Source organism: Drancourtella sp. An57 (assembly GCF_002161525.1).
In the GTDB taxonomy this organism is placed as follows: Bacteria; Bacillota; Clostridia; order Lachnospirales; family Lachnospiraceae; genus Sellimonas; species Sellimonas catena.
In genome coordinates this window covers 182138-194375 of record NZ_NFHY01000005.1, presented here as the reverse complement: position 1 = coordinate 194375, position 12238 = coordinate 182138, and the positions used below count along the sequence as shown (strand labels likewise).

11 protein-coding genes are annotated in these 12238 nt (G+C 47.6%); all 11 read right to left on the bottom strand.

Features of this window, described 5'->3' with window-relative positions; translation table 11 throughout:
- Positions 1–185: 185 nt before the first annotated feature.
- The 11 genes from B5G11_RS05920 to purM all read right to left on the bottom strand — a co-directional run bounded on the left by B5G11_RS05920 (position 186) and on the right by purM (position 12205).
- Positions 186–1442 carry an MFS transporter gene (locus tag B5G11_RS05920; RefSeq protein WP_242958946.1) on the bottom strand — a complete coding sequence of 419 codons (1257 nt, stop codon included), beginning with the start codon at positions 1440–1442 and terminating at the stop codon, positions 186–188.
- A 2-nt stretch (positions 1443–1444) separates the two neighbouring features.
- Positions 1445–2368, bottom strand: a complete 924-nt coding sequence (locus B5G11_RS05915) for an ATP-binding cassette domain-containing protein (protein ID WP_087252505.1) — start codon at positions 2366–2368, stop codon at positions 1445–1447.
- 83 nt (positions 2369–2451) lie between these two features.
- Positions 2452–3105 carry a TetR/AcrR family transcriptional regulator gene (locus B5G11_RS05910; protein WP_087252504.1) on the bottom strand — a complete coding sequence of 218 codons (654 nt, stop codon included), beginning with the start codon at positions 3103–3105 and terminating at the stop codon, positions 2452–2454.
- A 74-nt stretch (positions 3106–3179) separates the two neighbouring features.
- Entirely contained in the window at positions 3180–4535 is a 1356-nt protein-coding gene (gene radA, locus B5G11_RS05905; protein ID WP_087169433.1) for a DNA repair protein RadA, read from the bottom strand.
- A gap of 130 nt (positions 4536–4665) precedes the next feature.
- The gene (locus B5G11_RS05900; protein ID WP_087169381.1) at positions 4666–5079 is read right to left on the bottom strand and encodes an endosialidase; all 414 of its coding nucleotides are present in this window, start codon (positions 5077–5079) and stop codon (positions 4666–4668) included.
- A gap of 68 nt (positions 5080–5147) precedes the next feature.
- The gene (locus B5G11_RS05895) at positions 5148–7586 is read right to left on the bottom strand and encodes an ATP-dependent Clp protease ATP-binding subunit (protein WP_087252503.1); all 2439 of its coding nucleotides are present in this window, start codon (positions 7584–7586) and stop codon (positions 5148–5150) included.
- Between the two features lie 20 nt (positions 7587–7606).
- Entirely contained in the window at positions 7607–7981 is a 375-nt protein-coding gene (locus tag B5G11_RS05890) for a GntR family transcriptional regulator (RefSeq protein ID WP_087169434.1), read from the bottom strand.
- Between the two features lie 98 nt (positions 7982–8079).
- Entirely contained in the window at positions 8080–9009 is a 930-nt protein-coding gene (cysK, locus tag B5G11_RS05885) for a cysteine synthase A (protein ID WP_087252502.1), read from the bottom strand.
- Between the two features lie 203 nt (positions 9010–9212).
- Entirely contained in the window at positions 9213–10487 is a 1275-nt protein-coding gene (gene purD / locus B5G11_RS05880) for a phosphoribosylamine--glycine ligase (protein ID WP_087252501.1), read from the bottom strand.
- 72 nt (positions 10488–10559) lie between these two features.
- Positions 10560–11186, bottom strand: a complete 627-nt coding sequence (gene purN / locus B5G11_RS05875; protein WP_087169385.1) for a phosphoribosylglycinamide formyltransferase — start codon at positions 11184–11186, stop codon at positions 10560–10562.
- Positions 11180–12205 (bottom strand): phosphoribosylformylglycinamidine cyclo-ligase, encoded by a 1026-nt coding sequence (gene purM / locus B5G11_RS05870; RefSeq protein ID WP_087252500.1) that lies wholly within the window; start codon positions 12203–12205, stop codon positions 11180–11182. Before purM ends, purN begins: the two co-directional genes overlap by 7 nt.
- Positions 12206–12238 lie beyond the last annotated feature (33 nt).

Here is a 12238-nt window from a genome sequence, read left to right as displayed (position 1 = left end):
CAAGCCAATGCGGAAAAGCCGTCCTCAGGATTGTCACTCTGAGATGTTTTGTGCTGACAGTTATCAGCGGAACGTGTTATATATTATCATCCAGGCTTGTAAATGTCAACAACTTTTTTTGACTTTTTCTATCTTTTTTCGCACTTTGGTTTTTTTTGCTTTTTTTACCTGTTTCGCCGCGCTTTTCAGCGCGGCTGTGATCTCAGGCTTCCAAAATATTTCCCGGTTCCTGCTGCCAGAAGAAGAGACGTGATTCCGGCAAACAATATAACAAATGCTTCTTTATCCCGACATGCATCAAACAAGATTCCATACAGTGCATTACCTAAAGGCTGTGAACATGTCGACACCGTCAGTGTCATTGCAATTACTTTTCCTATCAGATTCCGAGGTGTCGCAATTTGAATGTACGAAATCATCTGTACTGTAAAAATCGTGGAAAACAGCATGACTATAAAACAACATACTGCCAGTACTCCATAAACTGTCAGCGCAGAAACAGGAAGAAGCATCGAAATCCCCATTGGAAACAAACACAACGCACAGATCAGTATTGCTTTTCCTGCATCTTCTATCTGTAGCTTTTCTGAAAAGATTCCCGCACATATGCCACCGGCAAGCCCTCCTGCTCCAAGTGCTCCTTCTGCAAATCCACAAAGTCTGTTTGCCAGATTGGTCTGAATCTCCAATACTTCTGTAATGATGTATGGCATTCCTACTATAATCATTGCTGACAAAAACAGGTTGATTCCGCAAATTACCAGCACAACTTTTCCGATCTCCGGGCGCTCTCTTCTTATAAATTGAAAACTTTGTTCAAAATCTGCACGGACGATTTTCCAGATTCCCTCTTTTTTCTCCGGCTTCTTATATGGAATATGAATAAAGATTTCCATTACTGCCGATGCAAAAAAGCAGGCTGAACAGACAATCAGAACAGTACGCAGTCCATAAGTACTGTAAAGGACTCCTCCAAGTACAGGTCCGGTCAGAGAAGACAATGAATTCACCGTATTAATCACCGAATTTGCTTTCATGACATGCTGCTGTGTTACCAATACGGGAATTGCGGACTGAACAGATGGCTGATACGCTCCCGCAATTCCGTACAGCAGCATCAGAGCACCTGCCAAAAGGAGAATCTGACCGTCCTGCTCCAAAAAAATCGAAACGAAAATAGTTAATGCAGCTGTAAAAAAATCAAGAACAACCATAATCGTCCTTTTGTTTACACGGTCTGCCACAATTCCTCCAATCGGCGACATAACTATTGATGGCAGGAATGCGCAGGCCGTCACCGTACCATAAAGCACAGAAGAGCCGGTCTGGTTCAGTAGATAAAGCGGGATCGCAAAGCGCAGTGCTGCATTTCCAAACAGGGAAATGATCTGCCCGATTACAACAAGGATAAAGTCTCTCGAAAATCGTGCTTTTTTCATCATGATTATACCTCCATTTTTTCTATTTTATTTGTTGTTCTGTTGCAGGTAAACATGGCTCCCGCCACAAATACTACGCTCATTCCTGCTACAGGTACCTCCATCCAGAATCTGTCTGAAATCATCTGAAGCTGAATCCCTGTTACCCATGACACTGCATACAACACTCCAAGCGGTACTCCAATTCCTGTAATTGCGACTGGCAAAGTCAACGCACCTACCAACAGACATTTGACCTGATAGATCTTTTTTTTGGAACAGGATAAGAAAAAAGAAGGGATGCTTTCTCTTTTCCATAATCCCTGATGATCACATTTCCTGTTGCCGTTGTCGCAAAGATAGTGCAGCACACAAAGTTTAGCGCACTCACTAGTGCCGCCTGTCCTTCCCAAATAAGAAAAATCGTATCTTCCTCTCCTTCCGTCTGCGAGACCGCCAAAAACAAAAGTGTCATTCCCGTTAAAAGGTTCATCCAGTACAAACAGATCAGGATGATGAATCATAGCACGCGCCAGTCCAAGCCTCTGTTTCATACCAAGCGAATATGTAGATACCGGCTTATTCCTGACTGAAAACAATCCGGTCTGATGCAGGATCTCTGAAATATTTCCAGATGTCTGCATATACGCAAGATGCATTTTTAAATTTTCCACCGCATTCAGATGTTCATAAAATACGGGCCTTTCTATCATACTGCCGATCCGGGTCAGATATCTTCTGTCTGTCTGCGGCTTTTCGCCACATAGAAGAACACTTCCTTCCTCTGCCCTCTGAAGTTCCAGCAGAATTTTCATCAATGTTGTCTTACCGGCTCCATTGATTCCTACAAGTCCATAACTTTCCCCTGCCCGGATCTCCATACTGCACTGCAAAAATACACACTTGTCCTCATACCATTTCCCGATTCCTTTTGCTTCTGCTATGACCATATTCTTTCCTCCTTTTAATACCGGGCGTCGGTATGTAAAATTTTATAAAAGAACTGCCCGTTTTTCAGGGCAGAATCCCTTTACTATTTCTTTTTGTTGTAAATCACTGCCAGTTCCTGCAGTCTCTGCACCATTTCTTCATCCACAATGTCCAGTCCGAATCCCTGCATCATCTGTCTGAATACCATAAATTTTGCATAGGACTCTTCCGGACTACTGTCAAACACCATCGGATTCATCCAGATATTAGCCGCCAGTATAATCAGCTCAGCAAGCTGTTCCGGAAACTCTGTCTGGATCGATCCATCTTCAATTCCCTCTTTGATAATCGGAAGAATATAGTACGGTGCCACTACTTCGACCGTCTCCCGGAGAAGACTGTCAAGCAGCCGGGGATTATTCTGAAAATCCGGAGCCACCGTAAAAATATCTTTCTGTACCGGACGGTTGATTGAAGCCTTGAAAATCTCCTGCAGCTTCTCCTTCCCGTTCATGGCGGATGCATCCCGTATCTTTGCAAGTCCCTGGTTTGATTCCATTGTCATACGGTCTGTTACTGCGATCAGGATGTCTTCTTTTGATTTGAAATGATGATAAATTGCCCCCTTACTCAAGCCCCCCAGGTTGTTGATGATGTCCTGGATAGATGTATGCTCATAACCTTTTTCCAGAAACAGGCGGCTTGCTACATCCAGGATCTTTTCCACAGTCTCTTCCGGATGCTTGTTTCGTGCCATTTCAATCCTCTCCTCTATACATACTTTTAGTATGTATAGAATTTATCATACTGTCGTTATGTTTGTCAACCCTTTTATAGATATTGAATTGCTTCGCCGACATTTTTTACCCCGATCAACCTCATCCCTTCAACCTTGCCAACGCTGTCCATGGAAACAGCCGGCAGCATACAGGTCTGAAATCCAAGTTTTTTCGCTTCCAGAACTCTTTGCTTCGGCATGCTGACCGCACGGACTTCCCCGCTTAATCCGACTTCTCCGAACACAATCATATGTGGATCTGTGACTTTGTTCTGATAACTGGATACAAGCGCCAGAACAATGCCAAGATCAATGGCAGGTTCATTCATCCGGATTCCACCTGCAATATTCACATAAGCATCGCAGTCTCCCAGAGCCATGCCAAGCCGTTTTTCCAGTACTGCCATCAGCAGATTTACACGATTATAATCTGTGCCCGCTGCCGTTCTTCTCGGCATACCAAAGTTTGTCCGGCAGACCAGCGCCTGAATTTCCAGAAGAATCGGCCTTGTTCCTTCCATGGAGCATGCTACAATGGAACCTGACGCCTGTTCCGGCCTGCCGTTCAGCATAAATTCAGACGGATTTTTGACTTCGTGAAGCCCGTCCTCTCTCATTTCAAAGACGCCGATCTCATTGGTGGAACCAAATCTGTTTTTGACTCCCCGCAGAATCCTGTAGGACGCATGTCTGTCTCCTTCAAAATACAGAACCGTATCCACCATATGTTCCAGCACTCTCGGACCGGCCACTGTTCCTTCCTTTGTCACATGGCCGACAATAAAGATCGTAATTCCCATACCTTTTGCCAGATGCATCAATGTGTTGGTTGCCTCCCGTACCTGCGAAACACTTCCCGGCGCAGAACCAATCTCCTCGCTGTACATCGTCTGGATAGAATCGATCACTGCCACATCCGGTTTTTTCCTCTGAATCACTTCCTCGATTGTTTCCAGATTTGTTTCACACAAAAGGGTAATCCGGTCACTAAAGTCCCCCATCCGGTCTGCCCGAAGTTTGATCTGCCTTGCAGATTCTTCTCCGGAAATATAAATGATATCTTCTTTCTTATCTCCCAGAATCCGGCACATCTGCAAAAGCAGCGTGGACTTTCCGATTCCCGGATCCCCGCCCACCAAAACGAGAGAGCCTTTGACAATCCCTCCACCAAGTACACGGTCCAGTTCTTCCATCTCTGTCCGGATTCTGTCCTCCCCTTTTGTTTCTATCTGTGAGAGGGAAACCGGCTCTGCTTTTTCCCGGTCTCTGGTCATACTGCCCTTTTCCGGGATTTTCTTTTCTTCTACAAATGTATTCCATTCCTTGCATGCGGGACACTGCCCAAGCCATTTTGCCTCCTCGTGTCCGCAATTCTGACAGAAAAATACCGTCTTTTTTGTCTTTGCCATTCTGATTTTCCTCTTTCCTGACTGAATTTCTCTCTGATAATACCTGAAGTAAGTCCAATATACTTTCCTGATAGAATAAAAAAATGCTGCAAAGCCATCTTCCGGTCTTTGCAGCATTTTGCCTGTCCAGTTATGCTTTTATGATTCTCACACAAACAGTCTGATCCGGCTGCAGCTCTGCACTGACACTTAATTTTCCACTCAGGTTTGTCTTCATCTTCCCTGCGTTCACATCATCCAGATATACAGTGTATTCGCTGTCCGCCTCCAGTTCCAGTGTAAACTGAGCATCCTCTTTACCGCTCACCTGAAAAGATACTCCGCTTTCCTCCGCGCGGAATCCTTCTACTGCAGTTCCTGGGACCGATTCGTAAACGAACATGCCATTTTTCTCAAGCTTTGTGATCTCTGAAAAGGTCTTCACCTTATAGATATCTCCCTCAAACTCGAATCCTTCTTTCTTCGTCTTGGAAGGTAAGGTATAATCGCCGAAGCTGATCGTTCCATCCTCATTCGCCCTCAGTAACTCTTTGACTGCTGTCATGTCTTTTTCCTCCTGGTCGTATCTTATATTTACCGTAGTCTCATTATATAATAAACGGCTCTTTTTTTCTAGTTCTTTGTCTCTTTCACTGTAAATTTTATCTCTTTTTTAGAAACTCCTGCTTCTACCAGATCGCCCCGCTTGATCTCTCCATTCAGTATCGCTTCTGTCAGCGGATCTTCCAGTTGTGTCTGCAGAGCACGTTTCAACGGTCTTGCTCCGTATTTCCGGTCATTTCCGGCTTCGGCAATCTTCTTTTTCACAGAGCTTCGGATTTTCAGTGTAATATCCAGCTGTTCCTTTGCCCTTCTGACAAGATCCTGGCATAACAGTCCTACAATCTTTTCCAGTTCTTTTTCTGTCAGGGCATGGAACACAATGTTCTCATCGATCCGGTTTAAAAACTCCGGCCGGAAGATCCGTTTCACTTCATCCATTACATTGCTCTGCATCTTTTTATAGTCTTCTTTTTCGTCCTGCACGGCATTGAATCCGAGACGTTTTGCATCCACGATGGACTGTGCGCCCGCATTGGAGGTCATAATGATCACCGTGTTTCTGAAGTCTACTTTTCTTCCCTGAGAATCTGTGATATGTCCGTCATCCAGCACCTGAAGCAGGATATTGAATACATCCGGATGCGCTTTCTCGATCTCATCAAAGAGTACCACAGAATATGGATGCCGTCTGACTTTTTCGCTGAGCTGTCCGCCGTCCTCATGTCCTACATATCCCGGAGGGGAGCCGATCAGCTTGGATACGCTGTGTTTTTCCATGTATTCGGACATGTCGATCCGGATCATGGACTCTTCGTCCCCGAACAGTGCCTCAGCCAGTGCCTTGGAAAGCTCGGTCTTTCCGACTCCTGTCGGTCCAAGGAAGAGGAATGAGCCTACCGGTCTGGTCGGATCTTTGAGGCCGACCCGGCCTCTTTTTACTGCTCTTGCTACCGCACTCACCGCATCCTCCTGGCCGATCACTCGTTTGTGCAATGTCTTCTCCAGTTTTCTGAGACGCTCTGTCTCTGACTGGGCAAGCTTCTGCACCGGAATCTTTGTCCATTCTGCCACAACTTCCGCGATATCCCCTTCTGTCAGGACAATCCGGGAATTCTTCTGTTTCCGGTTCAGTCTTCCTTTGGCCTGACGAAGTTTCTCACTGGTTGCCTTTTTCTCCTTCACAAGAAGTGATGCCTCTTCCATACGCCCTTCTTTGATGGATGCTTCCAGATCCTGATCCAGATTCCTTACCAGCTGTTCCATCTGCTCAATGTTCTCCGGTACTTTGAAGCCGCGAAGCGCTGCTTTGGAGCAGGCTTCATCCAGAACGTCAATCGCCTTATCCGGCAGGAATCGGTCGCTGATATAACGGTCAGAGAGTACCACTGCCTCCTCAAGCGCCCCCTGGCTGATTGCAATCTTATGATGTGCTTCATATTTCTCACGGATTCCCTCCAGAATCCGAACAGTCTCTTCTTTGGACGGTTCTTCTACCATGACCGGCTGGAATCGTCTCTCAAGCGCGGCATCTTTTTCAATGTATTTCCGGTATTCCGTGATCGTCGTTGCCCCGATCAGCTGGATCTCCCCTCTTGCCAGAGACGGTTTTAAAATATTGGACGCATCCATGGCGCCTTCCGCGCCGCCTGCGCCGACTACCGTATGAATCTCATCCAGGAACAGGATAATGTTTCCGTCCGCCTTCACTTCATTGACCAGTCGTTTCATCCGCTCTTCAAACTCTCCCCGGTATTTGGAGCCGGCAATCAGAGCCGCCAGATCCAGTGACAGTACTCTTTTTTCTCTCATTTTTTCCGGGACCGCCTCTTTGGCGATCCGCTGTGCAATGCCTTCGATAATTGCCGTCTTTCCTACACCCGGCTCACCGACCATGCACGGATTGTTCTTTGTTCTGCGGCTTAAGATCTGCATTAGTCTCTGCATCTCTTCCTCACGGCCGACCACCGGATCCAGCCTTCCATCTTCCGCAAGGGCTGTCAGGTCGGTGCAGTACTGTTCCAGAACTGCGCCTTTTGCAGCGCCTTCATTTTTTTCGGCAAATGCTTTTGGATTTTCTCCGATAGCAGTGAGGCAGTCCTGCATCACCTTCTGAAGATTTAAATTCAAAGTGATGAGAATCCTTGCCGCCACGCAGTCAGTATCCTGAATAATTGCCAGAAGCATATGCTCCGTTCCAATTTCTTCCATACGGAAACGCTCCGCGATCTTCCGGCTTTCTTCCAGTATGAATTTCAGTCTCGGGCTTTCTTCCGGTGTCCCCGAAAAGGTCTCTTCCCCTACCGTGGACACCAGTTCTCCCACGACTTTCACCACTTCATCCTCTTTCAGGCCGTTCATATCCAGTACCTGCCCTGCCACTCCGGAATAGACAGATTTCAGCCCCAGAAGCAGATGCTCTGTCCCGATGTACGGATGCTTGAAATCCTTCGCGTAGTTTCCGGCCGCATCCAGTGCTTCCTGGGCCTGCCTTGTATATCTGTTCTCCATGCCTATCCTCCTGATCTGATTTACTCTGTCTCGTATTCGTGGAAAATCTCGTCCACCAGCTCGTGTACTTCTTCCCGCGTAATATTTTTACAGTATCCTCTTGCAAGGACCATACGGAGCTGCCTCTTCATATCTTCCAGCGCGTGAAGTTTATCCTCACTGACCGCAATCACAGCTCCCCTCCTTCTGTCAAGCTGTATGAATCCCTCCTGCTTCAGTACGGTATAAGCCTTATTGACCGTGTGCATGTTCACGCCGATCTGCTCGGAGAGTTTTCGCACCGATGGGAGCGTGTCTCCATCCTGAATCGCGGAAAGTGCGATCCCCATAATGATCTGGTTGCGCAGCTGCATGTAGATCGCTTCATCACTGTTAAAATCAATCTCTATCATGATTTCTTTCATAAACGCTCCACCCTTTTCTTTCGTTTGTTACACACATCATATAACAGATGGCATGATTTTGCAAGAAAAAGATACTTTATCCGGCTTTCCTATGCTTCAAACAGCGGCGTGGAGAAGTACCGTTCTGCCGTGTCAGGGAGGATCGTTACCACAGTTTTTCCTTTTCCAAGCTGTGCTGCCATTCTGCGGGCTGCTGCCACATTCGTTCCACTGGAGATCCCGCACATCAGTCCTTCTTTCGCCGCAAGTTCTCTGGCTGTCTGAAGGGCTTCCTCGTCTGTCACAATTGTAATATCATCATAAATCTCCTGATCGAGGATGCCCGGAATCAGCCCGTCCCCGATTCCCATCTGCACGTGGGTTCCCACTTCCTTTCCGGAAAGAATCGCCGCATGTTCCGGTTCGACTGCCCAGATGACGGTGTCCGGATTTGCCTCTTTCAGTGCCTTCCCGATTCCCGTGATGGTACCCCCGGTACCGATTCCGGAACAAAATCCGTCGATGGTGCAGTCTGCCTGTGAAAGAATCTCCCGTCCGGTCCATTCATAGTGCACCCGGACATTATTCTCATTTTCGAACTGTTGCGGCACGAAAACATTCGGGTTTTCTTCGGCCATCCGAAGGGCAGTGTTCAGGCATTCCTGAATGCAGTCGCCAATATTCCCCGCATCGTGGATCAGTCGGACTTCCGCTCCGTACTGACGGACCAGTTTTCTTCTCTCCTCACTGACAGAATCCGGCATGATGATGATTGTACGATATCCTTTTACTGCACCGATCAATGCAAGACCGATTCCCTGGTTTCCGCTTGTCGGCTCCACAATCACGGTATCTTTTGTAATTTTTCCTTCCTTTTCAGCCGCCTCGATCATTCCAAGTGCCGTCCGCGTCTTGATGGAAGCACCCACATTGATCGCCTCAAATTTCACAAGAATCTGCGCGTCATCCTTCCCTGTCATGTGCTGCAGACGGATCAGAGGGGTATTCCCTGCCGCCTCAAGTATATTTTCATAAATCATCTGACCTTACTCCTTTTCTTCTCGTTCTTCTTATTATATGCCCTTCTTTCTCCTTTTGCAATCAAGGCTGGAAAGAACAAAGAGTTCCGCGAGTGCGCATCCCGCGGAGCGTTTTTGTTTAACAGGGAACGAAGTTTCCTGTTAAATGAAAAAACGGATACAGAGCCTCTTTCTGTACCCGTTCTTCCGGTTTTCCCGCACCTTTATGCCTCGTCAATCGCCTTTCCGATATCATGGCGCATATATTTGTTGGCAAAGGAAATCCACTCCGTTGCCTCGTAAGCGTTCTTTCTTGCTTCTTTTAAGTCTGCTCCCTTTGCGGTAATGCCAAGAACACGGCCGCCGTTTGTTACGATCTCGCCTTTCTCATTTTTCTTCGTTCCCGCATGGAAACAGTAATATCCTTCTTTGTCTTTGAAGTTTTCAAATCCGGTAATCGGGATGCCTTTCTCGTAGGCAACCGGATAGCCGTCAGACGCCAGCACAACGCAGACTGCCGCATTGTCTTCGAATTCCAGATTGACCTGATCCAGCGTTCCGTCAATGCATGCTTCCATGACATCTACAATGTCTGTCTTCATTCTCGGAAGTACGACCTGCGCCTCCGGATCTCCAAATCTGGCATTATATTCCAGTACCTTCGGTCCGTCTTCTGTAAGCATCAGTCCAAAGAAGATAATTCCCTTGAACTCTCTTCCCTCCGCACGCATAGCGTCCACGGTCGGCTGGAAAATGTGCTGCTCACAGTATGCCGCAATCTCTTCTGTATAGAACGGGCTCGGTGAAAATGTACCCATTCCTCCGGTATTTAATCCTTCATCTCCGTCTTTGGCACGCTTGTGGTCCTGTGCGGAAGTCATCGTTTTTACGGTTTTGCCGTCCACAAAAGAGAGAACCGATACTTCTCTTCCTGTCATGAACTCTTCCACTACCATTGTATTTCCGGATGCTCCGAATTTCTTATCCAGCATGATCTCTTTGACGCCTTCTTTTGCTTCCTCAAAACTGTTGCAGATCAGAACGCCCTTTCCAAGCGCAAGTCCGTCTGCCTTTAAGACAATCGGATATTTGGCTGTCTCCAGATAGGAAACCGCTTCCTCTGCATTGTCGAAATTTTCGTAAGCAGCCGTCGGAATATTGTATTTCTTCATCAGATCTTTGGAAAACGCCTTGCTTCCCTCGAGGATCGCCGCATTTTTCCGTGGTCCGAAGGTACGGATTCCGGCTTCCTCCAGGACATCCGTCAGTCCTCCTACCAGCGGATCATCCATTCCGATCACAGCAAGATCGATCTTCTTTTCCTTTGCAAAGTCCCGGATCTTCTCAAACTCCATCGGTCCGATCGGCGCACACTCTGCAACCTCCTCGATCCCTGCATTTCCCGGAAGGCAGTAAATCTTCTCCACCTTGCTGCTCTTTGCGACACTCATGGCGATAGCGTGTTCTCTCCCGCCTCCGCCGACAATCATTACTTTCATCTGACATCCTCCTTACTGTATCAACCAGAAAAAGGGTATTGTCTTTCTTTCCTACAATACCCCTTTTTGTCTCTATTTCTGAATCACGACATGTCCGTCTTTTACAGACACTTTCCCGTTGGCGATCAGATTGACCGCTTCCGGCATGATCTGCCACTCTGCCTGCTCCATCACACGTCTCTGAAGCACTTCCGGCGTATCGTCCGGGAACACTTCCACTGCTTTCTGAAGAATAATCGGTCCGGTATCTGTCCCTTCATCTACAAAATGCACGGTCGCTCCTGTAATCTTCACTCCACGCGCCAGGGCAGCCTCATGTACTTTCAGCCCGTAATATCCCGTTCCGCAGAAAGACGGGATCAGAGACGGGTGGATATTGATAATCCGGTTTTCATATTTACGGATCAGCTCCGCCGGAATCACCACAAGGAATCCGGCAAGCACGATCAGATCCGGCTGGAACGCATCCACCGCCTCCATGAGGGCATGGTTAAACCGGGCACGGTCCTCAAAGTCTTTCGGGGAAACGCATTTTGCCGGAATCCCTGCCTGCTCGGCCCTCGTCAGGGCATATGCCTTTTTATTGTTGCTGATCACACCGGCCACTTCGGTGTTTGTGATCTTTCCATCCCGCACTGCATCCAGAACGGCCTGAAGATTCGTACCGCCGCCGGATACCAGGACTACCACTCTTAGCATAATGTGACTCCTTTTTCTCCTGCCTCAATGTTTCCGATCACGCAGGCTTTGTCTCCTGCTGCTTCGATTGCGGAAAGTGTTGCTTCCACATCGCTTTCCTCCACGGCAATCACCATTCCGATTCCCATGTTGAAGGTATTGTACATCATATGTTCCTCGATATCTCCTTCTTTCGCAAGCATGCGGAAGATCGCCGGAACTTCATAGCTGTCTTTTCTGATTACTGCATGTGTGCCGTCTTTGAGCATACGCGGTACATTCTCATAGAATCCGCCTCCTGTGATGTGGCTGCATGCTTTTACAGTCACGCCTGCCTCGCGGATACTCTTGAGAGCCTTTACATAAATTCTTGTCGGTGCAAGAAGTGCCTCTCCGAGCGTACATCCCAGACACTCATGATACGTCTCCAGAGACTCTCTGCTCATGTCAAATACTTTTCTTACAAGAGAAAATCCGTTGCTGTGTACACCGGAGGAAGCGATGCCGATCAGGACATCTCCTTCTTTTAATGTCTCTCCTGTAATCATATCCTTCTTGTCGCAGACACCTACGGCAAATCCGGCCAGATCGTATTCATCCTCTGCCATCAGTCCAGGATGCTCTGCTGTCTCACCGCCGATCAGAGCCGCGCCGGACTGTACGCATCCTTCCGCAACTCCGCTTACGATCGTAGCGATCTTTTCCGGTTCATTTTTCCCGCAGGCAATATAGTCAAGGAAAAACAGCGGCTCACCGCCTGCACAGGCAATGTCATTGACACACATTGCCACTGCATCGATTCCGATGGTGTCATGCTTGTCCAGTACCATGGCAAGCTTTACCTTTGTTCCGCATCCGTCTGTACCGGATAACAATACAGGCTCCTCCATGTTTTTGATTTTCTCCAGTGAAAAGGCACCGGAAAATCCTCCCAGTCCTCCGATCACTTCCGGGCGCATCGTCTTTTTGATGTGCTCTTTCATCAGTTCCACTGACTTGTAACCTGCTTCGATATCCACACCTGCATTCTTATAATCCATGATCGTTCCTCCATAAGATCGTGTTTTCTGAAT